This is a genomic window from Zhihengliuella flava, assembly GCF_015751895.1.
GTDB lineage: Bacteria > Actinomycetota > Actinomycetes > Actinomycetales > Micrococcaceae > Zhihengliuella > Zhihengliuella flava.
Window position 1 is genome coordinate 2,521,221 of the sequence record NZ_JADOTZ010000001.1, and the last position, 23,701, is coordinate 2,544,921.

The following is a 23,701-nucleotide window of genomic DNA, read 5'->3' on the forward strand; positions in this document are numbered from 1 at the left end:
GGTGGTCGCACAGGCCGCCGCGAGGCTCACTCGTGGGTACCCACGTTGATGACGCGACCGGAGGGATCGCGGTAAAAGAAGCGATACACGCCCCACGGCTCGTGCGTCAGCGGATGCACGATCTCCAAGCCAGCGGCGCGCACCGCGTCGTGCGTAGCCTCCACATCGTCGACGAAGACGGAGACCTCCGGGTTGACGGGCGCCGACGCATCCCGGGTCATGAGGCCCAGTTGATGCCCGCGCTCGTCGCCGATGAACGCCACCCAGCCATGGTTCATGAGCACCGTGAGCCCGAGCGCGCGGCAGTGTGCCTCCAGCGCCTCGGCCAGATCATCGACGGTCAGCAGAGGGACGATCCGTTGGATACTCATGCGGACAGTGCACCAGAGGCGCGGTGGAACGGCAAGGCTTTTCCGGGCGCTGGGCCGTACCTAAAGAATGCTTGATCCAACAAGCAAAATGATCGCATTCCCTGGCTTGTCCGTGAGGCGCCAAGCTCAAGATGCTTCCATTCTCTGCGATTGGTGCGCTCATAACCCTTGTGGCGATGAACGGATCTTCTTAGGCTCGCATCACGAGACGCGTTTCGGCGCTTGGCTGATGCGCTTCAGATGGGAGGAGAAAGTCATGGAATCCAACTTCTTCGCAGACATCGATTGGGGGTCGATGTTGCTGAAGGTGGTCTTCGCGATCATCATCCTGATTGTCACGTGGATCATCGCCAAGGCCGTTAAATGGGCCATTGGTAAGGCGGTCGCCAAAGTCCCAGCCTTGCAAAAGGAGGGCAACGACGGCGCGCAGATCGGTGATTCGATCGGCACCATTGCCTCGCTGCTCGTCTGGCTTTTTGGCCTCGTGGCCATTTTGCAGCTGTTCAATCTTGAACGGGTCCTGACGCCCGTGCAGGGATTGTTGGACGGAATTCTTGGATTCTTGCCCAACCTGGTGGGCGCAGGATTCATCTTCTTTATCGGCTTCGTGATTGCCAAGATTGTTCGGCAGTTGGTGCAGACTGCGCTGAATACCGTCGACTTGACCAAGATCACCAGTAAATTCCGGTCTCAAGACGCCGAGCCACGCGATCCGGCGGAGATTAATGCCAAAGTCTCCTCGGTGATCGGCAACCTGCTGTTCGGTGTCATCATCATTGTGGTCGCCATTGCCGCCCTGCAGGTTCTGGGGATCGAGTCCATTTCCCAGCCGGCCGAGCAGATGCTGTCGATGTTCTTGGCGGCGATCCCGTCCATCATTGCGGCGGCGGTCCTGCTGGCTCTGGGCTTCGTGATCGCCTCCTTCTTGGGCAGCCTCTTGGAGGAGTTGCTGCGGGGTGTGGGTACTGACCGGACACTCGGTAGTCTCGGCGTTGTCCCAGCTGGTGCTAGCGCCTCCTCCGTGATCACGAAGATTGTTCAAGTGGCCATCATGATTTTCTTCGCCATCATGGCGGCGCAGCTGTTGGGCTTTGAGGTCATCACCCGCATCCTCAATGAAGTGCTGGAGCTCGGTGGCAACGTGCTCTTCGGTGGTGCGATCATCGCGGCCGGCTTCCTGATCGCCAGCATCGTTGGCAAGTTCGTCACCCACGATCTGGCCTCGAAGGTCCTGCGCTACTCGGCGATTGCGCTATTTATTGCCATGGGCCTGCGCTACATGGGGCTGGCGGATTCCATTATCAACCTGGCCTTCGGGGCCGTGGTGATTGGCGGCGCGCTAGCCGCCGCCTTGGCCTTCGGGCTCGGCGGTCGTGAGGCCGCGGCACGGACGCTGAACAAGGCGGAACGCAAGGCCGAGCGGGAGCTCTAACGCTTCTGTACGACGCGTCGCTGACAACAACGGCGCATCACGACGGGCGGCTGGCCCCGGTGACCGTTCATCGGGACCAGCCGCCCCTTCACTGCCTCGAGACGTGAGGCGACGCCACGCCGGGACTGATTGAAAACTTCTTGTTACACGCTTGAGTAACCCCGAGAACGTGGGGGAGTACTGATTGGGACACCCCAACCTGAAAGACTTCCTTGATTTTCCGCGGCTCAGCCGGGGTCCGGCTGCTCATCCGGCAAAGATGTGACCTAGGCCATGAAAAGTTGCGAGTCGATAACGTTCGGCTCGGGGCCAGAAAATTCATATTCAAGAAACGTTTCACGGACTAGTCTGCCTACTGTGAGGCACGCCACCCGCATCGGGGGTGTTGCTCGGCGGAACGCTGAAGGGAGCGTTCCGTATCGACCACACATGTGGAAGCACATGTCGAAACAAGGAGGCGGAATGCGTCTGAAGCGTATTTCCAAGGCAGTGGCCGCCGGCGCGGCACTCGGGCTGATGCTGAGCGCGTGTGCGCCAGCGGATGAGGGCGGCGAGGCCGGCCAGGGCGGCGGAGAGACCGCGCAGGTCGAGTCGATCGCGACGACCGTTGGTCCGAACGAGTTCATTAGCTACAACGGCTTTACCCCCGAGACGTACAGCACCTACAACTCGGCGATCGTCGATCGCCTCAAGGTCGGCTTCTCGTACTTCGATGGCGAGGGCGTCCTCCAGCCGAACACCGACCTCGGTTCGTACGAGATGGTGAGCGAAGACCCGATGGTCATCGAATACACCATTAATGACAACGCCGCGTGGTCCGATGGCACACCGATCACGGTGGCCGACGTCGTCATGGCCTGGGGCGTTCAGAACGCCGAGATGACCAACGCCGACGGCGATCCGCTGTTCAACTCGGTGTCGCAGGACATGGGCACGGATGTCCCCGAGGGGCCGCAGGGCGAGCCAGATGGCAAGACCTTCACGGTGGAATTCGCTGCCCCGAACCCGGACTGGCAGCTGCTGACCTGGCTGCTGGACCCGGCGCACGTGGTGGCCGAGCAGGCCGGGATCAGCACCGAGGATTTGGTCACGGCCATCCGCGAGGGCGATGCCGAGGCGCTGGCCCCGGTGGCTGAGTTCTGGAACACCGGCTGGAACACGAACCCGGGCGAGCTGCCGGAGGAATCCATGGTTCCGGTCTCCGGACCGTACAAGCTCAAGTCGTGGGAGCCCGGCCAGTCCGTCACGCTTGAGGCCAACGAGGAGTACTACGGCGAGGCGATGGCCCCGCAGAACGACGAGCTGGTCTTCCGCTTCGTCGCTCCGGACGCCATGGTCCAGGCCCTTGAGAACGGTGACGTGAACGTCATCGAACCGCAGGCCACCGTCGATACGCTCGATCAGCTCGAGGGCATTGGTGACGCGGTCAACGTGCACCAGTACGACACCCTGATCTGGGAGCACCTGGACTTCAACTTCGGTGAGGGTTCGGTGTTTGCAGACAACCTCGAACTGCGTGAAGCGTTCGCTATGTGCGTTCCGCGTCAGCAGATCGTCGAGAACCTGATTCAGCCGCTGAACCCCGAAGCCCAGGTCATGAACCTGCGCGAGTACTTCCCGTTCCAGGACGAGTACTCCGAGGTGGAGGAATACGCCTACGACGGCCGCTATGATGAGGCGGATGTCGAGGGTGCGAAGGAGATCCTCGAGGCGAACGACGCCGTGGGCACCGAAGTGCGGATCGGCTACTCCGCTCCGAACCCCCGCCGTACCGACGAGGTCGCCATGATCAAGTCCTCCTGTGACGAGGCCGGCTTTGTGATCGAGGACGCCGGCAACGCCGACTTCTTCGAGCCGGGCGGCACGCAGGAGCGCGGCGACTACGAGGTCGCGCTGTTCGCTTGGGCTGGCTCCGGCCAGATCGTCTCCGGCGAGAACATCTACGCCACGGATAACCCGCAGAACTACGGCCAGTACTCGAATGAAGAAGTGGACGCGCTCTGGGAGGAAGTCCGCACCTCGGTCGATCCTGAGGTCCACATGGAAGCCAAGAAGGATATCGAAAAGATCCTCTGGGATGACCTCTTCGGCATCCCGCTGTTCGCCCACCCGGGCGTCGGTGCTTCGAGCGCCTCCATCGAGAATGTTCAGGGCACGCCGACGCAGAACGGCATTGTCTGGAACGCCTACGAATGGAACCGCGCCGAGTAATCGGTAGCTGAGGCGATACACAGCCACGTGTGGGGCCCGGCGCATCCGCGCCGGGCCCCACACGGTGCCTGCGCTCAGTCCCCGCGGCGACCTCTAAGGATTGACTTCCCGTGCTTAAATTTATTCTCCGGCGATTCGGCGCCTCGATCGGGGTCCTCTTTGCGGCATCCGTGCTGCTATACGTCCTCGTCATTAACTCCGGGGACCCGCTGAAGGACCTTCGCGAGTCCAATGCCGAAAACCGCGACCTCCTGATCGAGCGACGCGTTGAATACATGAACCTCGACATGCCGTGGTACCAGCGCTATTTAGACTGGTTGATCGGCGTCGGCAAGTGCTTCAAACTCGAATGCGACCTCGGAACCAACCGATCCGGCGTCGAGGTGAACTCACTGCTGGCACTCGCGGCCAGCTCGACGCTGCGCCTGGTGCTTTTGGCGACCGTGATCGCTCTGGTCCTCGGTATTCTGATCGGTGTCCTGACGGCAGTGCGCCAGTACTCCGGGCTGGATTACGGCGTCACGTTCATGACGTTCCTCTTCTTCTCGCTGCCGATCTTCTGGGCCGCCGTGCTGCTCAAGGAGTACCTGGCCATCGGCTATAACGACTGGATCAGAGATCCGTCGTTTACACCCGTTCAATTGATCGTCACGGGGCTAATCGTCGGCTTCCTCATGCAGGTCTTCCTCGCCGGATCCACGCGACGGCGCATCATCACCTTCGCGGCCACGGCCATTTTCGTCGCCGTCGCGCTGCCCACGCTCACGGCTCTCGATTTCTACCGCAATCCGCAGCTGGGCTACATCGGCGTCGCGGTGTTGACGTTCGTCTTCGCCCTGGGGGCGACGGCCGCCGCCGCCGGCCTCAAGGACCAGCGCGTTCTTCGCCCGGCCCTCATCACGGCCGCGTTGGCGAGCGTGCTGCAGATCGTCCTCGTCAACGTCTTCATCTACTACATCAACTGGTGGATCATCATTGCCGGCGGCATCCTCGCCGTCGTGATTCCTTATTTCATCGGGCGGGCCATGGGAGGACGGCGTGCCTCGTTGGCCGCGGGTGTGGCCGCGGCGACGGGATTCGTTGGCGCCGGACTCACCGTCGTCGATCACCTGTTCCGCAATTGGGACAACTTCTTGGCGATGAAGCCGCGACCCATCTCGACGATTGGCTCGCAAACGCCCAACTTTGGCGGCAATTTCTGGGAAACCGTGCTGGACCAGGGCACGCAGCTCTTGCTGCCAACGCTGGTCCTGACGCTCGTGTCGCTGGCGAGCTATAGCCGCTACACGCGCTCGTCGATGTTGGAAGTCAATGAGCAGGACTACATCCGCACCGCACGTTCCAAGGGCCTGGCCGAGCGCACGGTGATTTTCCGCCACGCGTTCCGCAACGCGCTCATCCCGATCGCCACCATCGCCGCGTTCGACTTCGCTGGCCTCATCGGCGGCGCCGTCATCACGGAGAGCGTGTTCGGTTGGAAAGGCATGGGCGAGCTCTTCCGCACGGGTCTGGACCAAGTCGACCCGGCGCCCGTCATGGCGTTCTTCCTGGTCACCGGTACGGCGGCGATTCTTTTCAACCTGCTGGCGGATATCTTCTACGCAATTCTTGACCCGAGGATCAGGGTATGAGCACCAACATGAATGAGAACAAGACTCCCACCGCCGACGAGTTCTCGCTGGCGGAAGCGGAGGACGCGGCGCTGGCGGCGAAGTCTGGCGACTCGCTCTCGCAGGGCCAATTGGTCCGCCGGCGTTTCTTCAACCACAAGGGCGCCATGATCTCCATCGTGGTCCTGGTCTTCATTACCGTCATGGCGTTCACCTCGATCGGGTTTGCGGGCATTCCCGGCTGGTGGGGGAAGAGCTACCTTGATGCCGGAACGGTGGTCAACGGCGGCAAGCCCACGTTGAGCCTCGTCCCCACGTGGCTCGGGGGCGAAGGCATTCGGTGGGGTGAGCACCCCTTCGGCCAGGAAAACACGGGCAAGGACTACTTCGCCCTCGTGATGCAGGGAACGCAAAAGTCGCTCATCATCGCCTTCGTGGTGGGACTCGTCACTACGGTCATCGGCGCGGTCATTGGCGCCGTCGCCGGGTACTTCCGTGGGTGGGTCGACTCGCTGCTGATGCGTCTGACCGACCTCGTGATCGTCATCCCGCTTCTCGTGTTGGCTGCCGTGCTGGGTCAGATCGCCGGCAACACCAGCGGGTCCATCATGCTGCTGGCGGTCATTTTGGGCCTCGTAACGTGGACGGGACTGGCCCGCCTGGTGCGCGGCGAGATTTTGTCGCTGCGTGAACGCGAATTCGTGGCCGCCGCCCAGTCCATGGGCGCGACCTCAGGCCGCATTATCTTCAAGCACCTGCTGCCCAACACCATCGGCGTGATCGTGGTCAACGCGACGTTCGCGATTGCCGCGGCCATCCTGTTGGAGACATCCCTGAGCTATCTGGGGTTCGGCGTGCAGCCGCCGGAGTCCTCGCTGGGCCTGCTGATCAGTCAGTTCCAGAACGCGTTCACCAACCGGCCGTGGCTGTTCTGGTGGCCGGGCATGATCATCTTGGTGATCGCCCTGTCGGTGAACTTCATCGGTGACGGCCTGCGGGACGCGTTTGATCCGCGCCAGACGCACAAGCGCAGCAAGAAGAAGAAAGCGAAGGACAACGCATGAACGCCAGCACCACGACGGCCGCGCCCGTCCTGAGCTTCCGCGACCTCAAGGTCAGCTTTGACACCGAATTCGGCAGCGTGGACGCGGTCAAGGGCCTCAGCCTCGACGTTCATGCCGGTGAGGTCGTCGCCCTGGTCGGCGAATCCGGTTCGGGTAAGTCGGTGACGTCGACGGCGGCGATGGGCCTGCTTCCCGCCAATGCGCACATCACCGGTAGCGCCAGCGTTGTGGGCCACGACGTCGTCTCCATGGCCCCGGAAGCGGTGCGTAAGCTCCGCGCCACCGAGGTGGCCATGGTGTTTCAGGAACCGATGACCGCCTTGAACCCGGTCCTGACGGTCGAGAAGCAGATGACCGAGGCGCTGGAACTGCACGGCATGGCCTACGGGGCGGAGGCGAAAAAGCGGGCGATCGAACTCCTGGAGCTCGTGGGCCTGCCGGATCCGGCGCGCCGCATCAAGCAATACCCGCACCAGTTCTCGGGTGGCCAGCGCCAGCGCATCGTCATCGCAATGGCGATTTCCTGCGACCCCAAAGTGATCATCGCGGATGAGCCCACGACGGCGCTCGACGTCACGGTGCAGGCGGAGATCCTCGACCTGCTGCGCCGGCTGAAGGACGAGCTGGGGACGGGAATCCTGCTCATTACGCACAGCATGGGCGTGGTGGCGGACCTCGCCGACCGCGTCGCGGTGATGTACCGGGGCAACCTCGTTGAGACGGGAGCGGCGGGGGAGGTGCTGACCCAGCCCGAGCATCCGTACACCAAGAAGTTGCTCGACGCCGTCCCGAAGCTCTCCGAGGTTCGGGAGGAAGAATCCGTTCAGGCCGAGCAGGACGATGCGACGGCCACGGGCCGACGGTTGGTGCTTGAGGCCCGTGACTTGGTGCTCGAGTACGACATGCGGGGCAAGAAATTCCGCGCCGTTGAGGGTGTTTCTTTCGATTTGGCCTCCAACGAGATCCTCGGCATCGTCGGTGAGTCGGGGTCCGGTAAGTCCACCGTGGCCAAGGCGGTGCTGGGCCTGTTGCCCGTCGCCGACGGGACGCTGGCGGTGCGCGGCACGGACCTCGCCCAGCTGAGCCCGCGGAAGGCGCGCGAGGTCCGCAAGAAGATCGGCGTCGTGTTCCAGGACCCCGCTGCGTCACTGAACCCCCGGTTCCCCATCGGCGACTGCATCATCGAGCCGATGATCATTCACAAGGTGGGCAACCGTAAGGAGCGTCAGGCGCGCGCCGCAGAGCTGCTGGATGCCGTGCGCATGCCGCGCAGCGTCCTGAACCGGTACCCGCACGAGCTGTCGGGAGGTCAGCGCCAGCGCATTTCTATCGCCCGCGCGCTGACGCTCAAGCCGGAACTGCTCATCGCGGATGAGCCGACGTCGGCGCTCGATGTCTCGGTGCAGGCCTCGGTGCTCGCCATGATCGGGGAGTTGCAGGAGGAGTACGAGTTCGCCTGCCTCTTCGTCAGCCACGACCTTGCCGTGGTCGACATGCTCGCCAGCCACGTCGTCGTCATGCAGAATGGCAAGACCGTGGAGCAGGGCCCCACCCGGCGCGTGCTGCATCACCCGCAGCAGGACTACACCAAGCGGCTCATTGCCGCCGCTCCGGTACCCATCCCGGATGAGCAGCGTGACCGGCGCGAAGCACGCCGGCAGCTGCTCAAAGAACAGGGGTTCACCCTAGATTAAGCGGCGTCGCGCAGCGGCCGGGGACCCACAGGTCCCCGGCCGCTGCCGCGTGAAATCGCGGCAAATTTCCGCGCTCGATGCGGAGAGAATCGACTTCAGCCCCTATCATGGACATGTCTGGGCCTCACGCGCGCCCGCTCCCTCTACTTGAAGCGAGTCATTTACGCATGTCTGAAACCATCACCCGACGCGAAGACCTGCGCAACGTCGCGATCGTTGCGCACGTTGACCACGGCAAGACCACCCTCGTTGACGCGATGCTGGCGCAGACGGGCGCCTTCTCCTCTCACGGCGAGACGGAAGACCGCGTGATGGACTCCGGCGAGCTGGAGCGCGAGAAGGGCATCACGATCCTCGCCAAGAACACCACCGTGTTCTACCAGGGCGCGGCGTCCGACGGCGAAGAGATCCTGATCAACGTCATCGACACCCCCGGCCACGCCGACTTCGGCGGTGAAGTTGAGCGCGGGCTGTCCATGGTTGACGGCGTCGTTCTGCTGGTGGACGCCTCCGAGGGCCCGCTGCCACAGACCCGCTTCGTGCTGCGCAAGGCGCTCGCCGCGAAGCTTCCCGTCATCCTCGTGGTCAACAAGACGGATCGTCCAGACGCCCGCATCGACGGCGTCGTGTCCGACACGATGGACCTCTTGCTCGGCCTGGCGTCCGACTTGGCGGAGGAAGTTCCGGACCTCGACTTGGACTCTGTCCTCGACTTGCCGGTGGTCTACGCCTCCGGCAAGGCTGGCCGCGCCTCCACGACGCAGCCGGGCGACGGCGACCTGCCGGACAGCGAGGACCTGGAGCCGCTGTTCGAGACCATCATGAAGCACGTCCCGGCCCCGGCCTATGACGAGTCCGAGGTCCTGCAGGCTCACGTCACCAACCTCGACGCTTCGCCGTTCCTCGGCCGCCTAGCCCTGCTGCGGATCTTCAATGGCACCCTGAAGAAGGGGCAGCAGGTGGCCTGGTACCGCCAAGACGGCCAGCTGAAGTCGGTCAAGATCACGGAGCTGCTGGCCACGAAGGGCCTCACCCGCGTCCCGGCGGAAACCGCCGGTCCCGGCGAGATCGTCGCCGTCGCCGGCATCGAGGACATCATGATTGGCGAGACGCTCACCGACATCGACAACCCGAAGCCCTTGCCGCTGATTACCGTCGATGAGCCCGCGATCTCGATGACCATTGGTATCAACACCTCCCCGATGGCCGGCAAGGTCAAGGGTGCCAAGGTGACGGCCCGCCAGGTCAAGGACCGCCTCGACAAGGAGCTCATCGGCAACGTCTCCCTCAAGGTTCTGCCGACCGAGCGCCCGGACGCTTGGGAGGTTCAGGGGCGCGGCGAGTTGGCGCTAGCCATCTTGGTGGAGCAGATGCGCCGTGAGGGCTTCGAACTGACGGTGGGCAAGCCGCAGGTGGTCACCAAGGAGATCGACGGCAAGGTCCACGAGCCGATGGAGCACATGACCATCGACGTGCCCGAGGAGTTCCTTGGCGCGGTCACGCAGCTCATGGCTGGCCGTAAGGGGCGCATGGAGGGCATGACCAACCACGGCACCGGCTGGGTCCGCATGGAATTCATCGTCCCGGCTCGCGGCCTGATTGGCTTCCGCACCAAGTTCCTCACCGAGACCCGTGGCGCCGGCATCGCCAGCTCCTACTCCGAGGGCTACGAGCCGTGGGCCGGGGCCATCGAGTACCGCACCAACGGATCGATGGTCGCGGACCGCGCCGGAGTCGTGACTCCGTTCGCGATGATCAACCTGCAGGAGCGCGGCACGTTCTTCGTCAAGCCCACCTCTGAGGTGTATGAGGGCATGGTCGTCGGCGAGAACTCGCGCGCCGATGACATGGACGTGAACATCACCAAGGAAAAGAAGCTGACCAACATGCGCTCGGCTGCTGCGGACACGTTCGAGAACCTGACTCCGCCGCGCATCTTGACCCTCGAGGAATCCCTCGAGTTCGCCCGCGAGGACGAGTGTGTCGAGGTCACGCCGGAGGCCATCCGCATCCGCAAGGTGATCCTCAACGCTAACGATCGTGTGAAGGCCGCCCGCGCCCGGGCCCGCGCCTAAGGTCCACTCGGCGACGGCTCCGGTGCCACCCGACGGGGTGGCACCGGAGCCGTTGGTGTCTCGGTGCCCACCCCGTGCCGGGGGCGCTCCACCAACGCGTAGACTCGAGGCGAAGTGACCTCGTTTTGACGGAAGGACGCATGAGCGAACAGCAGGCCACCGCCCGCGCCGCGCGGCAGGCAACGACCATCGGTGGGATCGCCGCGCTGGTCGCGGGGCTCCTCACGGCCGTCTTGGGGACGTTGCTGCACGCCCAGATCCTCTACGTGGGGCAGACCCCGGTGATCTGGGGAGCCGTCGCCGCGCTGGTCTTAGCTGCAGCCTTCTTCACGCTCGCGGCCGTCTATTCGGAGCGGATCTGGGCGGCAGCGCTAGCCGGCACCGTGGCGTACGGGACGGTGGCGCTCATGTCCTTCGACACCACGAATTGGCTGATTGTGGCCTGGGCTCAGCGGCAGGTCATGTTTGGGCCCGCGCTAGCCGGTGCGGTCTGGACGTTCGGCCTGGTGGCCTCGACCGTCGTCGCGCTGTTCCTCGCGGCCGCGGTGCTGAGGCGTCGGCGCTAACCTGCGGTCTGGTCCAAGTGGTGGGCCAGGAACAGTGAGGTGGCCACGCCGTCGTCGTCCGCCGGGCGGAGCGCATACTCGGAGAGCAGGTCCTTGATCTTTCCGATCAGTTCCTTCTGATCCGCCTCGTTGAGTTTCAGGCCGATCCGCATGACCTGAATCTCGTCGGGGGCGAGCCCGTCGATTTCCTGCAGGAACGTGTCGACCAAAATGGGGGCCGCGTCCGGGATCTTGGTTCCCCAAGACATCCGCGTGGCACGGTAGGGGACCTCCTTGGCGCCGCGGTTGCCCCGGCGCGCCTCTTCGGCCTCAACAAACCCGTTGGCCAACAGCGTGCGGACGTGATGCAGGCTGGTGGCGGGATTGATCTCTAAGAGGTCTGCGATCTCCTTGTTGGTGCGCGCCTTGTGCAGGCACAGCCTCAGAATGCGCAGGCGCAAGGGTGAGCTCAGGGCGCGGGCGCGGGCCTGAACCTGATCATCGGTGGCGGGGTTCGCAGATGACATGCCGTCCAGCATACGTGAAAATTCGCCAGTGATTGGCAAAATCAAACCAGATGTTCGGCCAGCGTGACCGATGGGTTGAGCGGCTACTTCCGGCGAACCGGTGGTGGCGGCACGCGCTTGGCGTGCGTGACGTCCGCCACGGCGATGCGCGCGGTGCCGTGCCGGGTGTCGATGACGACGACGTCGCCGTCGTCCTGCCGCTCCAGCGCCGTGAAGGTGCCGAGGGCGTCGGAGAAGCGCGGGCCGGGACCATTTTCGGCGTGGCGGTAGCGCACCACAATGCGCTCGCCGGGGCTCAGGTCGGAAAACGCGCGGAGAGTCACATGGAGTAGCCTACCGTCACACCGGGTAGGCGGCTTTCCTGGCCCGCTCAAGGTACTAAGCTGGAAGCCAGCCGTTTTCGGGCCAGTCCCTTCGTGGGCGCCCGTCATCACCACCGAAAGAGAAGCGGGGTTTACGTGACCTACATCATCGCCCAGCCGTGCGTGGACGTTAAGGACAAGGCCTGCATTGACGAATGTCCGGTCGACTGCATCTACGAGGGCGAGCGCTCGCTCTACATCCACCCGGACGAGTGCGTCGATTGTGGTGCGTGCGAGCCCGTCTGTCCGGTGGAGGCCATCTACTACGAGGACGACGTCCCCGAGGAGTGGTCGGACTACTACAAGGCCAACGTCGAGTTCTTTGATGAGATCGGTTCCCCGGGCGGTGCAGCCAAGCTGGGCAACACGGGGAAGGATCACCCGTTTGTCTCCGCCCTACCTCCGCAGAACGAGGCCTGAGCCGTGCTGACGCTGCCCGACTACCCGTGGGAATCGTTGCGCCCTTACCGCGAACGGGCCGCTCAGCACCCTGACGGGACGGTTGACCTCTCTATTGGCACGCCCGTCGACCCGACGCCGCAGCTGATTCAGGACGCCCTCCGCCACGCCGCGGACGCTCCGGGGTACCCGACGACGCATGGCACGCCGGGGCTACGCGAGGCCATCGCCGCATGGTTTGCGCGCCGTCGCCAGGTCACCGGGCTGAGCCCGGAGCACGTAATGCCCACCGTCGGCTCGAAGGAGCTCGTGGCGTGGCTGCCGCTGCTGTTGGGGTTGGGCGAGGGCGACGTCGTCGTGCGTCCCACGATCGCCTACCCGACCTATGACATCGGCGCGCGATTGGTCGGGGCCACGGCCGTGGCCGCTGACACCCTCACCGAGCTGGACGACGACGTTGCCGCGCGCGTGAAATTTGTCTGGGTTAATTCGCCGGGCAACCCGACGGGCGTGGTGCGCACGGCCGAGGCGTTGGCCGAACTCGTTGCCCAGGCCCGGTCCATCGGCGCCGTCGTCGCCTCCGATGAGTGCTACGCCGAGCTCGGCTGGGGCGACTTTGAATCGGGCGTTCCGTCCGTCCTCGAGGAGTCCGTCAGCGGGGGAGACTACACGGACCTGCTCGCGGTGTATTCCATGTCGAAGCAGTCCAATGTGGCCGGTTACCGCGCCGCCTTCGTCGGGGGCGCGCCGAACCTCCTGCCGAACCTGATCAATAACCGGAAGCATGCCGGCATGATTGTTCCCTTCCCCGTGCAGGAAGCCATGCGCGTGGGTTTGGCCGACGATGCGCACGTGCAGCGGCAGAAGGACCTCTACCGCGGGCGCCGGGAGAGGCTGATTCCGGCGTTGCAAGGCTTCGGGCTGCGGATCGAGGGCTCGCAGGCCGGCTTGTACCTGTGGTGCACGGCCGGCGAAGACACGTGGCGGACGGTGGGCCGGTTGGCTGATCTGGGCATCGTGGTGGGACCCGGAAGCTTCTACGGCGAGGCGGGTGAGGGGTACGTGCGCGTCGCCCTCACGGCCCCCGACGAGCGCGTCGATGCTGCCGTTCAGCGCCTGGCTGCGGCGGCCGAGGAGTTGTAAACCTACAATCGACGATTAGATATGTTGTGCGTCATGCCGGTACCGTGTTTCCTGATTACTTGCTGACGCTGAACCTGCGTCGACGCTCGATCCACCTTCACTCCGAACCAAGGAGAGGTTATGACGGAACAGAATTCTGCGCGCCTAGCATTCGACGGCGCCGACCTTGAGCTGCCGGTCGTTCCGGCCGTCGAAGGCAACGCCGGCTTCGACATCGCCCCGCTGCTGAAGTCCACGGGCAACGTGACCTATGATCCGGGCTTCATGAATACGGCAGCCACGAAGTCGGAGATTACGTACATCGATGGCGGCGCCGGAATTCTCCGCTACCGCGGGTACCCCATTGAGCAGTTGGCCCAGAACTCCAGCTTCCTCGAGACCAGCTACTTGCTGATTTACGGTGAGCTGCCGAGCGCCACCGAGCTGGAAGAGTTTGATCAGAAGATCCGCCGCCACACCCTGCTCCATGAGGAGCTCAAGGGTTTCTTCGATGGCTTCCCGCGGGACGCCCACCCGATGCCGGTGCTCTCCTCCGCTGTGTCGGCCCTGTCCACGTGGTACCAGGATTCGCTGGATCCGTTTGATCAGGAGCAGGTGGAGCTGTCCACCATTCGCCTGCTGGCCAAGATGCCGGTCATCGCCGCCTACGCCTACAAGAAGTCGATCGGCCAGGCGCTGTTGTACCCGGACAACTCGCACAACCTCGTCGAAAACTTCATGCGCCTGACGTTCGGCACCGCCGCCGAGCCGTTCGACATGGACCCGGAGCTCGTCAAGGCCCTGGACCTTCTGCTCATCCTGCACGCTGATCACGAGCAGAACTGCTCCACTTCGACGGTCCGCCTCGTCGGATCATCGAACGCGAACATGTTTGCGTCCGTCTCCGCCGGTATCAACGCCCTGTTTGGTCCGGCCCACGGCGGCGCCAACGAGGCCGTGCTGAAGATGCTGCGCCATATTCAGGCCGAGGGCATCGAGCCCGAGGAGTACATGGAGAAGGTCAAGCGCAAGGAAGACGGCGTCCGCCTCATGGGCTTCGGTCACCGCGTGTACAAGAATTACGATCCGCGGGCCAAGCTGGTCAAGGAGACGGCACACGAGATCCTCGGCAAGCTCGGCGGCAACGACGAGCTGCTCGACATCGCGATGCGCCTCGAGGAAAAGGCCCTCGCCGATGACTACTTCATCGAGCGCAAGCTGTACCCGAACGTCGACTTCTACACGGGCTTGATCTACAAGGCCATGGGCTTCCCGGAGCAGATGTTTACGGTCCTCTTCGCGATCGGGCGCCTGCCGGGCTGGATCGCCCAGTGGCGCGAGATGATGGCGGACCCGAAGCTCAAGATCGGCCGTCCGCGCCAGCTGTACGTGGGTCACCCGGAGCGCAACTACCCGGGCGTCTAACCCCGCCACCCTGCAACGGCGCGGTGCCTCCTGCCCCTCGGGGCGCCAGGCACCGCGCCGTCGTTGTTCCCAGACGAATGCTGGCCTGCGCTGCGCCTCGGGTTTACCTTAAAGGGAACGGGCAGGAGAGCGAGGCGAGCCGTGTTTGAAAAGTCCGGTGCCGGGTGGCGCGTGTCGGCGCGTACGCACCTGAGCATGTTGATCGCCCTCTACCTGCGTGACTTGGCCGGCGTGGTCGGCACCCCGGTGCCGCTCGACGACGGCGCGGGCCCGGTGCTCTGCGCGGTCCAGCCAGCCGTCAAGCCCCGGGCAGCCACGGAACTGAGCCACTCCGAGCTGGCGGAGTTGAGCCAGGAGTGGCATCAGTGGTGGCGCCGCATGGTCCTCCGGTACGACGTCGACGGCTCTCCGGAGGCGGCGGACCTTCCGGAGGCGGCGCTCTTGGGTCAACCGGATTTTGACGCATTCAGGGCGTCTCCGGCCCTGCAGAAGCTCCTGCGCGCGCACTACGGGGCGGCCCATGATTGGGCTAACGAGCGGCGCCGGCAGTACAACACCGTAGCGCGTGAGCACGCGGCCGCCGGCCGGAGGCGCGTGGTGGAGACTCTGGTACAGGAGCGATCGCTGGAGGGCGCCGCCGGGCAGGACCTCGAGATCAATCTGGTGGAGCTGCCGCTGGCGGAGCGGCGGGCGTGGCTGACCGGCCGCCGCACGGTCCTGCTGAGCCAGGATCTCGCGGCGGACCAGACCTTGCTGCGCAGCTACCTCGAGCCCATGATTCGGCTGATCGGCTAGGCGTGGGGCCGTGAGCGGTTAGGCCTCCGGCAGCGCCGTGATGATGACGTGGCCATCCGTCGTCGTGCCTTGGACCCACGCGTTCTCCGCGCGGTTCCAAATGAGTCCTCCAAAGGCGACGGACTCGATATCGAGGCTGTGCGCGCTGGCCACAGCCCACTGCGCGATGGACCAGCCGGTCCGCTGCGTCACGTCGTTGCTGGAGACCAGCCCGGGGGAGAGATGCGTCGGGACGGCTAGGCGCCGCCCCGTGAGCTGAGCCGCCTCCGCGAGGAGGGGACTGTGCTGCGCGGAGAGTTCGGCCCTGATGCGGTCTGGATCGCCGGCTTGCTCTCCGGCGCGCAAGGTGCAGTTGAGGGACGCGGGGGAGTAACCCGTCAGGGCGGAGGCGAAAGCCCGGCCCATCGGCTCATGTTGGGCGTAGGCGTCGGGAAACGCGCTACGCTGAACCTTTTGCGCCGCCTCGGTCACTTCTAGGGCGGTGAAATCGAACGTTTCCAGCTCTTGGTAAAACCGGTTGGCCGCGTAGAGGGGGTCCATGACCTGCTCCTGCGTTCCCCACCCTTGGGAGGGGCGCTGCTGGAAGAGACCGCGCGAGTCCGGCCCGGCCTCATCGCCGTAGTCAATATTGCGGAGCTTCGACTCCTGCATGGCCGTGGCCAGACCAATGGTCGCGGCCCGCGCCGGAAGGCCCCGCCGGACCGAGACGGCGCTGATGAGTGCGGCGTTGGCCGCCTGATCCGGGGCTAGGTGCACGGCGTCCCCGCCGGCCACCGCGGTGCAGCGCTCACGGACGAACATTTGGCTACTCTCCGCGTAACGCCAGAGGCCAACGACGCCCGCGGCGACGACGGCGACGCTCAGCATGAGGGTGAGCGCCGCCCGCAGCCGGCGCCGCCGTCGTTCCTTCACTTTCCGTTTCAGCGGGCGCGCCCTTAGTTGGCGTGCAAGGCCGAGTTGAGTTCCACCGTCTGCCCCTCGCGCGGCAGGGCCTCGACGGCGCCAGTGCTGGAGTTGCGGCGGAACAGGAGGTTCGGTACGCCAGAGAGTTCGGCGGCCTTGACCGTCTGGCCGCTGACGGAGACGCGGGTACCCGCCGTGACGTACAGGCCGGCCTCGACCACCGAGTCGTCCCCCACGGAAATGCCGACGCCGGAATTGGCACCCAGCAGCACGCGCTCACCGATGACGATCTTTTCTTTGCCGCCGCCGGACAGCGTGCCCATGATGGAGGCTCCGCCTCCGACGTCGGAGCCGTTGCCGACCACCACGGACGCTGAAATGCGGCCCTCCACCATGGAGTTGCCGAGCGTGCCGGCATTGAAATTCACAAAGCCCTCATGCATCACGGTGGTGCCCTCGGCGAGGTGGGCGCCGAGGCGCACGCGGCCCGCGTCGCCAATACGCACGCCAGTCGGGATGACGTAGTCCACCATGCGCGGGAACTTGTCCACGCCGTAGACGGTCACCTGACCGCGGGAGCGTAGCTTGAGGCGGGTGGTCTCAAAATCGGCGACCGAGCACGGGCCGAAATTGGTCCACACCACGTTGGTCAGCAGTCCGAAGACGCCGTCGAGGTTGATGCTGTTGGGGGCAGCCAAACGCGTGGAGAGCACATGCAGGCGCAGCCATGCGTCCGCGGTGGAGGTCGGCGCGGCGTCGAGGTTCGTCTCCACGGAGACCACCTCCTGGCGCGTTCCGCGGGCGGCATCATCCGTCGCGGCGGTGGTGAGGTCAGCGGTGAGGTCCTGAGCGTCGGCTAGCGCGCCGAGCGACGGCGCCGGGAACCACACATCGAGGACCGAATCATCGGCGGCGATCGTGGCGAGGCCGTAACCAGCGGCAGTGCGGACGTCGGACGGAGAAGGCGTTGCTGAAGTCATGGAACCATCGTAGCCGCGCGCCCCGGCGGTAGGCTTTTCGCGTGACTTACGATAACCAGCCTCACCAGGCCGTCGTCCCACCGGCGGTCATCGACCCGCACGCCGACGTGGCCCTGCTGACCCAAGCCCTCATCGACATCGAATCCGTGTCGGGAAATGAGCGGCGGATCGCCGATGCCGTGGAGACCGCGCTGCGTGCCATGGACCACCTGAGTGTTCACCGCGACGGCGATTCGATCGTGGCCCGCACCGGGCTGGGTCGCAGCGAGCGCGTGATCCTCGCCGGGCATCTTGATACCGTCCCGCTGCCGACCACGCCCGGTTCGCGCGGCACCGTCCCCTCGGTGTGGGAACTGAACGACGACGGCGCGGAGGTGCTCTACGGCCGGGGCGCCACGGACATGAAGGGCGGCGTCGCCGTGCAGATCGCCCTCGCCGCGGCCCTGACCGATCCGAACCGGGACATCACGTATGTTTTCTACGACCATGAAGAGGTCGAGGGATCCAAGTCCGGCCTCGGGCGCTTGTACCGCAACTGTCCCGAGTTGCTCGAGGGGGACTTCGCGATCCTGCTCGAGCCGACGAACGGCACGGTGGAGGGCGGATGTAACGGAACGATTCGATTCCGGGTCACGACCGAAGGCCGAGCCGCGCATTCGGCCCGCGCCTGGATGGGGGAGAACGCAATCCACGGTATGGCCGAGGTGCTGACGAAGCTCGCCGTCCACCGACCCGTGACGACCTCGGTAGATGGGTTGGATTTCCGCGAGTCACTTAATGCGGTGCGCATTTCCGGCGGTATCGCCGGCAACGTCATTCCGGATCGGTGCGAGGTGGAGATCAATTATCGGTTCGCCCCGGACCGGACGCCGGACGAGGCGGAGGCCTACGTCGCGGCCCTCCTGCCGGGGTTCACCCTCGAACGCACCGACGCCGCCGCCGGAGCCCGACCGGGCCTGAACCATCCGGCCGCCGCCGCCTTCGTGGCCACGGTCGGTCAGCCGCCCAAGCCGAAATACGGCTGGACGGACGTGGCGCGCTTCTCCGCGGCGGGCGTCCCGGCCGTGAACTTCGGTCCCGGGGATCCGCTGTTGGCGCACTCCGATGACGAGCACGTGCCCGCTCAGGCCATCCGCGATTGCTGGAGCGCCCTGCACCGGTGGCTGAGCGCGGCGTAGACCCGGCCGCACGGTCGCGGCAAGCATGGAAACGGCTGAGGCCGGTCACGACGAACGTGACCGGCCTCAGCCGTCCTGCGGGTGCCGGGGAGCTACTGCTTGCCTGATCCCGGTCCCTGATCCGCATCGATCGTGGCGGTGGTCCCCACGGGAGCCGCCTCGGCCGCGTCCTCATCGTCCTCCGTGGCCGCTGCGTTGCCTCGGCGGCGGGCAACGCGGGTTTGCACCGTTTGGGCCAAGGACGTCAGGGCGAAGTTGATGAGGATGAAGATGACGGCTGCGACGACGAGGGCCTGGAAGACATTCGCATTGGCCGTTCCCACCAGCTTGGCGTTGAACAAGAGTTCGTTGTAATTGATGATCTGGCCCAGAGCTGAGTCCTTGAGGATCACCACGAACTGGCTGAGCAGCGCGGGCATCATGGCCACCAACGCCTGCGGGACCTCGATGATGCGCAGCGATTGTCCTCGCGTCAGGCCAATCGCTGTGCCCGCTTCACGCTGGCCCTTCGGCAGGCCGTGCACCCCGGAGCGGACCAGCTCGGCCACCACGGAGCCGTTGTACAGGGTCAGTGAGACGACGACGGCAACAAACGGCGCGTCGTCAGGCGAGACCACGCCCATCCGGCCGAGGAAGATCCAGAAGAAGATCATCATGAGCAGCACCGGTACGGCGCGGAAGAATTCCACCACCACGGAGCTAATCCCGTTGATGAGCTTGTTCTGCGCGAGCCGGCCCATGCCGAAGATCATGCCGAAAACCAGCGAGGTGACGACGGCGATCGCCGCCGACTTCAGGGTGTTCATGAGTCCCGGAAGCAGGTAGTTCTGCCACGTACTGGAGTCGGTGAACGGCAGCCACTTGGCCGGGGCTAACTGCCCGAAGTCGTTGAGGACCATCAGGACCCACCCCATGAGGGCGACGAACGCGATGATGCCAATGATGTTCAGGATGAGGATCCTGCGCCGGGCCTTGGGGCCCGGCTCGTCAAAAAGTACCGAGGAGCTCATCGTGCCACCGCCAGCTTCTTAGACAGGTATGTACTCAACAGTCCGATCGGAATGACCACGATCACGAAGAACGCCGCGACGGTCAGGAAGACCAGAATGCCGACGTCGGGCCGGAACTCGATCATGGTCTTCATGGTGCCCGAAATTTCGGCCACGGAGCCGGCCGTGGCCACGGTCGAGTTCTTGATGAGCGCGATCAGGGTATTGCCCATCGGCGCGATGGCGCCGCGGAGCGCCTGCGGCAGGATCACGTGGCGCGCGGCCGGCAGGAAGCTGAGTCCAATGGCGCGTGCGGCCTCCGCCTGGCCCAGCGGGACGGTATTGACGCCGGAGCGAATCGCCTCGCAAAAGAAGGCCGCGTGATAGATCGTCAAGCCGATGATCGCAATGCGAAAGAAATTCAGGTTGAAGTCGCTCGCGAGCTGAACCTGAAAGACCCCGAAGAGCACCAGCACGCCGAAGGTCATGATGATGGTCAGGGGAGTGTTGCGGAAAATGTTGACGTACGCGGTGCCGAACCAGCGCAGGCTGGGGATCGGGGAAATGCGCATCAGCGCCAAGAAACCGCCGAGCGTGACCGAGGCGATGGCTGCCCAGAACGTGAGCTGGATGTTGGTCCAGAACGTCGAGAGCATCTGCGGCCCGTAGGTCTCCCAGAGGGAAAGATAGGCGTCCACGGCCTAACTCCTTTACAGGTGGTGCGGAAAGGGAGGAACCGGCGGCCGGCGCGTGCCGAGCCGCCGGTTCCAACCGTCAGAAGCTCAGGGCCTACGCGCAGGCGTCGGGCTCCGGCGGGTTCTTCTCGTCGTTCGGCGTGTAGCCGGTGCCCTCCGTGTTGGCGCTGATGGCCTCTTCCCACGCACCGTCGTCGTACATCTTCTGGATGGCGGCGTTGATGTCCTCGCACATGTCCGAGTCCTGGCTCAGGCCGACGCCGTAGCGCTCGTCCGAGAAGGGGTTGCCGACCACCTTGAACTTGCCCTGGTTGGCCTCGGTGGCGGCCAAACCGGCCAGGATGATGTCGTCGGTGGTGACGGCGTCAATGCCGCCAGTCTCCAGCAGGCCCAGGCAGTCGGCATAGCCGCTCTGCTCGACCAGGTTGATTCCCGGGTGCAGTTCCTTGACCTTGGTCGCCGAGGTCGAGCCGGTGACCGAGCAGAGGTTCTTGCCCTCCAGGTCCTCCGGGCCCGCGATCTCCGACTCGTCCTCACGGACCAGCAGGTCCTGCCCGGCGTGGAAGTACGGGCCAGCGAAGGCCACGCGCTCCTTGCGCTCGTCGGTGATGGAGTAGGTCGCGAAGATCATGTCGACGCCGTTGGTTTCGAGCAACGTCTCGCGGTTGGCGGACGGGGCCGAAACCCATTCGATCTGGTCTTCGGAGTAGCCGAGCTCGTTGGCGACGTACTTGGCGACGTCGACGTCGAAGCCGGTGTACGTGTCGCCTTCCTGGAAGCCCAGGCCCGGCTGATCGAACTTGATGCCGATGCGGACGCTCTCGCCGCCCTCGGAGCCTTCGCCCCCCGTGCCGCCTTCGTCCGAGCCGCCACAGGCGGACAGGGTCAGAGCGGCGACCGCGGCCATCGAGGCCATCGCAATGCGGTTCTTACGCATGTTTTCTCCTTGTCAATGGTGCCCCCGGCGGGGCCGGGTTTACTGGTGAGTGATGAGCTTGCCCAGGAAGTCCTTGGCGCGAGCGGATTGCGGGTTGGTAAAGAACTCTTCGGGCTTGGCCTGTTCCACGATTTGGCCGTCCGCCATGAAGACCACACGGTGGGCGGCTTTTCGGGCAAAGCCCATCTCGTGGGTGACGACGATCATCGTCATGCCTTCCTCGGCCAGCTCGACCATGGTGTCCAAGACCTCTTGGATCATTTCCGGGTCCAGCGCCGACGTCGGCTCATCGAAGAGCATGACCTTCGGCTTCATGGCCAGTGCTCGCGCGATCGCCACGCGCTGCTGCTGACCGCCGGAGAGCTGGGCCGGAAGCTTATCCTTTTGATTCGCGACACCGACGCGCTTGAGCAGGGTCATGGCCTGCGCATCCGCCTCCGCGCGCTTGACCGCCTTGACCTTGATCGGTCCCAGCGTGACGTTCTCAAGAATGGTCTTGTGGGCGAACAAGTTAAAGGACTGGAACACCATGCCCACATCGGCACGCAATTGGGCGAGCGCCTTGCCTTCCGCTGGGAGCTTCTGGCCGTCGATGTAGATTGCCCCATCGTCGATCGTTTCCAATCGATTGATGGTGCGGCACAGCGTGGACTTGCCGGAGCCCGAAGGCCCCAACACCACGACGACTTCGCCGCGCGCTACCTCCAAGTTGATGTCCTGGAGAACGTGAAGCGGGCCGTAGTGCTTATTCACGTTTTCCATCCGGACAATTGGACCCGATGAGGTCGCGGCGCCAGAGAGTGATTCGTTCATGTCCATGACCTTACTTGATGTTGCCCCCGCCACAAGGGCTGATGATTCAGAACACGCAGAAATTTACTGGTTTGCAATGCAGGGCGATCAGTGCCGCGCGGGGCATAGGGTGGGCGTATGGGAAACCACCACATCTCCGCGAAGAACTTCGATGATCTACCGGACCCTGCACGCCGCAGGGGGTCCGTCACGTTGCGGCGCAAGCAGGCGGAGATTCGACAGGCCGACCAGTTCCTTTTCGAGGCGCCGCGGGACTCCTCCTTTGTGCACTCGGATCCGTGGCGGGTCTTGAGGATTCAGAGCGAATTTGTGGAGGGCTTCGGTACGTTGGCCGAGCTCGGACCGACCATCTCCGTCTTTGGCTCGGCGCGCACGCACCGCGGATCGGTGGAGTACGCCCAGGCCGAGGCGATCGGTCGGCTCCTCGTCGACGCAGGCTACGCGGTGATGACCGGCGGCGGGCCGGGGACCATGGAGGCCGCCAACAAGGGAGCCGTCGAAGCCGGTGGGACCTCCGTCGGTCTCGGCATTGAGCTCCCCTTTGAAACCGGCCTGAATGAATGGGTAGATCTCGGCATCAATTTTCGGTACTTCTTTGCCCGCAAAACCATGTTCATGAAGTATTCCCAAGGTTTCATCGTCCTGCCGGGTGGATTCGGAACCTTGGACGAGCTTTTTGAGGCCCTTACGCTCGTCCAGACGGAGAAGGTGACGCACTTTCCGATTGTTTTATTCGGTTCCGCGTTCTGGGGTCCCTTGGTCGATTGGATGCGCCAGACGCTCGTCGAGCGCGGCACCGTCTCCGGGTCCGATCTTGACCTCTTCCACCTGACTGACGACCCGGACGACGCCGTCGCGTTCGCGACGACCTACCGGCCCGACGCTGCGGAGTAATCGCATGGAATATGTTCTGCTTCTACTGGCCCTGGGGGTGTTGGGCGTGACGGCCCTCGCTGTGATCGGGCGCCGCACCTCCGGGCCCCGGGGGCTGGGCCCGGCCACGACGTCGCTGCCTCCCGTGGTGCTGCCGGAATCCCCGCGGGAGGCGGACATTTCCGCGGTCCGATTCTCTGTGGCCCTGCGCGGATACCGCTGCGACCAAGTGGATGAGACACTGGATCATTTGGCGCAGGAGATCGAGCGATTGAATCACGAGCTCGAGGCCGCACGACGTCAGCCCCACGGGACAACCAAGCAGTGAACTGGGCCGAAACGAGCCACGCGTGTCGGGTTGTGATTAGCGCCACGGGCGTTTGTTAGGGATAATGAGAAAGGCAGGCTGAAAGTCGATTGCCCACATCAGACGGGGCCTTTCGGCGACGGCCGCACCGCGTGGCGGGGCCGCAGGGGTTCCGTCTGTCGAGGAAGGAAATCAGCACCAATGGCTGCTATGAAACCGCGTACGGGCGACGGACCCATGGAAGTAACGCAGGAGGGCCGGAGCCTGATCATGCGGGTGCCGATCGATGGCGGCGGCCGCCTGGTGGTCGAGCTCAACGCTGACGAGGCGGCAGAGCTCAAGGCGTGCCTGGTTGACGTGACCGCCTAGCTTTGATTCGAGCGTGGCCGGGCGG

At 64.5% G+C, this 23,701-nt stretch carries 24 protein-coding genes; 15 read left to right on the top strand and 9 right to left on the bottom strand.

Annotation, left to right across the window (positions count from 1 at the left end):
- Positions 1 to 26 precede the first annotated feature (26 nt).
- Positions 27 to 371 (bottom strand): VOC family protein, encoded by a 345-nt coding sequence (locus IW252_RS11600; RefSeq protein WP_196836701.1) that lies wholly within the window; start codon positions 369 to 371, stop codon positions 27 to 29.
- Positions 372 to 627: 256 nt separating this feature from the next.
- Between IW252_RS11600 and IW252_RS11605 the strand changes: the two genes are divergently transcribed.
- From IW252_RS11605 to IW252_RS11635, 7 genes are all read left to right on the top strand, one after another.
- Positions 628 to 1,803, top strand: coding sequence for a mechanosensitive ion channel (locus tag IW252_RS11605; RefSeq protein WP_196836702.1), 1,176 nt, complete (start codon positions 628 to 630; stop codon positions 1,801 to 1,803).
- A 462-nt stretch (positions 1,804 to 2,265) separates the two neighbouring features.
- Entirely contained in the window at positions 2,266 to 4,014 is a 1,749-nt protein-coding gene (locus tag IW252_RS11610) for an ABC transporter family substrate-binding protein (protein ID WP_196836703.1), read from the top strand.
- Positions 4,015 to 4,124: 110 nt separating this feature from the next.
- Complete coding sequence (locus IW252_RS11615) at positions 4,125 to 5,645, top strand: ABC transporter permease (RefSeq protein ID WP_196836704.1); 1,521 nt, start codon at positions 4,125 to 4,127, stop codon at positions 5,643 to 5,645.
- The gene (locus IW252_RS11620; protein WP_196836705.1) at positions 5,642 to 6,688 is read left to right on the top strand and encodes an ABC transporter permease; all 1,047 of its coding nucleotides are present in this window, start codon (positions 5,642 to 5,644) and stop codon (positions 6,686 to 6,688) included. The genes IW252_RS11615 and IW252_RS11620 overlap by 4 nt, the downstream gene beginning before the upstream one ends.
- Positions 6,685 to 8,382: an ABC transporter ATP-binding protein gene (locus IW252_RS11625; protein WP_196836706.1), complete on the top strand. Its 1,698-nt coding sequence runs from the start codon at positions 6,685 to 6,687 to the stop codon at positions 8,380 to 8,382. Before IW252_RS11620 ends, IW252_RS11625 begins: the two co-directional genes overlap by 4 nt.
- Before the next feature lie 167 nt (positions 8,383 to 8,549).
- The gene (gene typA / locus IW252_RS11630; RefSeq protein WP_196836707.1) at positions 8,550 to 10,457 is read left to right on the top strand and encodes a translational GTPase TypA; all 1,908 of its coding nucleotides are present in this window, start codon (positions 8,550 to 8,552) and stop codon (positions 10,455 to 10,457) included.
- Between the two features lie 140 nt (positions 10,458 to 10,597).
- Positions 10,598 to 11,023: a hypothetical protein gene (locus tag IW252_RS11635; protein WP_196836708.1), complete on the top strand. Its 426-nt coding sequence runs from the start codon at positions 10,598 to 10,600 to the stop codon at positions 11,021 to 11,023.
- On the opposite strand, the gene IW252_RS11640 is transcribed toward IW252_RS11635, so the two are convergent.
- Both IW252_RS11640 and IW252_RS11645 read right to left on the bottom strand, forming a co-directional pair.
- Positions 11,020 to 11,529 (bottom strand): helix-turn-helix domain-containing protein, encoded by a 510-nt coding sequence (locus tag IW252_RS11640; protein WP_196836709.1) that lies wholly within the window; start codon positions 11,527 to 11,529, stop codon positions 11,020 to 11,022. The two genes, IW252_RS11635 and IW252_RS11640, sit on opposite strands and share 4 nt — an antisense overlap.
- 83 nt (positions 11,530 to 11,612) lie before the next feature.
- Positions 11,613 to 11,852, bottom strand: a complete 240-nt coding sequence (locus IW252_RS11645) for a hypothetical protein (RefSeq protein ID WP_196836710.1) — start codon at positions 11,850 to 11,852, stop codon at positions 11,613 to 11,615.
- Between the two features lie 135 nt (positions 11,853 to 11,987).
- On the opposite strand from IW252_RS11645, the gene fdxA reads away from it, so the two are divergent.
- The 4 genes from fdxA to IW252_RS11665 all read left to right on the top strand — a co-directional run bounded on the left by fdxA (position 11,988) and on the right by IW252_RS11665 (position 15,632).
- On the top strand, positions 11,988 to 12,311 hold the full coding sequence (gene fdxA, locus IW252_RS11650; protein WP_196836711.1) for a ferredoxin: 324 nt from the start codon (positions 11,988 to 11,990) through the stop codon (positions 12,309 to 12,311).
- Positions 12,312 to 12,314: 3 nt separating this feature from the next.
- Positions 12,315 to 13,433: a succinyldiaminopimelate transaminase gene (dapC, locus tag IW252_RS11655; RefSeq protein ID WP_196836712.1), complete on the top strand. Its 1,119-nt coding sequence runs from the start codon at positions 12,315 to 12,317 to the stop codon at positions 13,431 to 13,433.
- Positions 13,434 to 13,553: 120 nt separating this feature from the next.
- Positions 13,554 to 14,837 (top strand): citrate synthase, encoded by a 1,284-nt coding sequence (locus tag IW252_RS11660; RefSeq protein ID WP_196836713.1) that lies wholly within the window; start codon positions 13,554 to 13,556, stop codon positions 14,835 to 14,837.
- A gap of 141 nt (positions 14,838 to 14,978) precedes the next feature.
- A complete protein-coding gene (locus IW252_RS11665; RefSeq protein WP_231365999.1) occupies positions 14,979 to 15,632 on the top strand; it encodes a hypothetical protein in 654 nt (217 codons plus the stop codon).
- Between the two features lie 18 nt (positions 15,633 to 15,650).
- Here the strand turns inward: IW252_RS11665 and IW252_RS11670 are convergent, their stop codons facing one another.
- Both IW252_RS11670 and dapD read right to left on the bottom strand, forming a co-directional pair.
- Positions 15,651 to 16,499 (bottom strand): hypothetical protein, encoded by an 849-nt coding sequence (locus IW252_RS11670; RefSeq protein ID WP_196837249.1) that lies wholly within the window; start codon positions 16,497 to 16,499, stop codon positions 15,651 to 15,653.
- Between the two features lie 68 nt (positions 16,500 to 16,567).
- Positions 16,568 to 17,515 carry a 2,3,4,5-tetrahydropyridine-2,6-dicarboxylate N-succinyltransferase gene (gene dapD / locus IW252_RS11675; RefSeq protein WP_196836715.1) on the bottom strand — a complete coding sequence of 316 codons (948 nt, stop codon included), beginning with the start codon at positions 17,513 to 17,515 and terminating at the stop codon, positions 16,568 to 16,570.
- Between the two features lie 41 nt (positions 17,516 to 17,556).
- Between dapD and dapE the strand changes: the two genes are divergently transcribed.
- Positions 17,557 to 18,693: a succinyl-diaminopimelate desuccinylase gene (dapE, locus tag IW252_RS11680; RefSeq protein WP_196836716.1), complete on the top strand. Its 1,137-nt coding sequence runs from the start codon at positions 17,557 to 17,559 to the stop codon at positions 18,691 to 18,693.
- A 92-nt stretch (positions 18,694 to 18,785) separates the two neighbouring features.
- Here dapE and IW252_RS11685 read toward each other — a convergent pair whose 3' ends face one another.
- The 4 genes from IW252_RS11685 to IW252_RS11700 all read right to left on the bottom strand — a co-directional run bounded on the left by IW252_RS11685 (position 18,786) and on the right by IW252_RS11700 (position 22,076).
- Positions 18,786 to 19,703, bottom strand: a complete 918-nt coding sequence (locus IW252_RS11685; RefSeq protein ID WP_196836717.1) for an amino acid ABC transporter permease — start codon at positions 19,701 to 19,703, stop codon at positions 18,786 to 18,788.
- The gene (locus IW252_RS11690) at positions 19,700 to 20,380 is read right to left on the bottom strand and encodes an amino acid ABC transporter permease (protein ID WP_408065772.1); all 681 of its coding nucleotides are present in this window, start codon (positions 20,378 to 20,380) and stop codon (positions 19,700 to 19,702) included. The genes IW252_RS11685 and IW252_RS11690 overlap by 4 nt, the downstream gene beginning before the upstream one ends.
- A 91-nt stretch (positions 20,381 to 20,471) precedes the next feature.
- A complete protein-coding gene (locus tag IW252_RS11695; RefSeq protein ID WP_196836718.1) occupies positions 20,472 to 21,314 on the bottom strand; it encodes a glutamate ABC transporter substrate-binding protein in 843 nt (280 codons plus the stop codon).
- A gap of 39 nt (positions 21,315 to 21,353) precedes the next feature.
- A complete protein-coding gene (locus IW252_RS11700; protein WP_408065788.1) occupies positions 21,354 to 22,076 on the bottom strand; it encodes an amino acid ABC transporter ATP-binding protein in 723 nt (240 codons plus the stop codon).
- A gap of 168 nt (positions 22,077 to 22,244) precedes the next feature.
- Between IW252_RS11700 and IW252_RS11705 the strand changes: the two genes are divergently transcribed.
- From IW252_RS11705 to IW252_RS11715, 3 genes are all read left to right on the top strand, one after another.
- Positions 22,245 to 23,021 (top strand): LOG family protein, encoded by a 777-nt coding sequence (locus IW252_RS11705; RefSeq protein WP_196836719.1) that lies wholly within the window; start codon positions 22,245 to 22,247, stop codon positions 23,019 to 23,021.
- A gap of 4 nt (positions 23,022 to 23,025) precedes the next feature.
- On the top strand, positions 23,026 to 23,328 hold the full coding sequence (locus IW252_RS11710; protein ID WP_196836720.1) for a DivIVA domain-containing protein: 303 nt from the start codon (positions 23,026 to 23,028) through the stop codon (positions 23,326 to 23,328).
- A 180-nt stretch (positions 23,329 to 23,508) separates the two neighbouring features.
- Positions 23,509 to 23,676, top strand: a complete 168-nt coding sequence (locus IW252_RS11715) for a DUF3117 domain-containing protein (protein WP_196836721.1) — start codon at positions 23,509 to 23,511, stop codon at positions 23,674 to 23,676.
- Positions 23,677 to 23,701 lie beyond the last annotated feature (25 nt).

What these genes read in the sequence shown, in the direction of transcription:
- IW252_RS11600 (WP_196836701.1), bottom strand. Translation starts at nt 371, where the DNA reads ATGAGTATCCAACGGATCGTCCCTCTGCTGACCGTCGATGATCTGGCC.
- IW252_RS11605 (WP_196836702.1), top strand. Translation starts at nt 628, where the DNA reads ATGGAATCCAACTTCTTCGCAGACATCGATTGGGGGTCGATGTTGCTG.
- IW252_RS11610 (WP_196836703.1), top strand. Translation starts at nt 2,266, where the DNA reads ATGCGTCTGAAGCGTATTTCCAAGGCAGTGGCCGCCGGCGCGGCACTC.
- IW252_RS11620 (WP_196836705.1), top strand. Translation starts at nt 5,642, where the DNA reads ATGAGCACCAACATGAATGAGAACAAGACTCCCACCGCCGACGAGTTC.
- IW252_RS11625 (WP_196836706.1), top strand. Translation starts at nt 6,685, where the DNA reads ATGAACGCCAGCACCACGACGGCCGCGCCCGTCCTGAGCTTCCGCGAC.
- typA (WP_196836707.1), top strand. Translation starts at nt 8,550, where the DNA reads ATGTCTGAAACCATCACCCGACGCGAAGACCTGCGCAACGTCGCGATC.
- IW252_RS11635 (WP_196836708.1), top strand. Translation starts at nt 10,598, where the DNA reads ATGAGCGAACAGCAGGCCACCGCCCGCGCCGCGCGGCAGGCAACGACC.
- IW252_RS11640 (WP_196836709.1), bottom strand. Translation starts at nt 11,529, where the DNA reads ATGTCATCTGCGAACCCCGCCACCGATGATCAGGTTCAGGCCCGCGCC.
- IW252_RS11660 (WP_196836713.1), top strand. Translation starts at nt 13,554, where the DNA reads ATGACGGAACAGAATTCTGCGCGCCTAGCATTCGACGGCGCCGACCTT.
- IW252_RS11670 (WP_196837249.1), bottom strand. Translation starts at nt 16,499, where the DNA reads ATGCTGAGCGTCGCCGTCGTCGCCGCGGGCGTCGTTGGCCTCTGGCGT.
- dapD (WP_196836715.1), bottom strand. Translation starts at nt 17,515, where the DNA reads ATGACTTCAGCAACGCCTTCTCCGTCCGACGTCCGCACTGCCGCTGGT.
- IW252_RS11685 (WP_196836717.1), bottom strand. Translation starts at nt 19,703, where the DNA reads ATGAGCTCCTCGGTACTTTTTGACGAGCCGGGCCCCAAGGCCCGGCGC.
- IW252_RS11695 (WP_196836718.1), bottom strand. Translation starts at nt 21,314, where the DNA reads ATGCGTAAGAACCGCATTGCGATGGCCTCGATGGCCGCGGTCGCCGCT.
- IW252_RS11700 (WP_408065788.1), bottom strand. Translation starts at nt 22,076, where the DNA reads ATGGAAAACGTGAATAAGCACTACGGCCCGCTTCACGTTCTCCAGGAC.
- IW252_RS11705 (WP_196836719.1), top strand. Translation starts at nt 22,245, where the DNA reads ATGGGAAACCACCACATCTCCGCGAAGAACTTCGATGATCTACCGGAC.
- IW252_RS11710 (WP_196836720.1), top strand. Translation starts at nt 23,026, where the DNA reads ATGGAATATGTTCTGCTTCTACTGGCCCTGGGGGTGTTGGGCGTGACG.
- IW252_RS11715 (WP_196836721.1), top strand. Translation starts at nt 23,509, where the DNA reads ATGGCTGCTATGAAACCGCGTACGGGCGACGGACCCATGGAAGTAACG.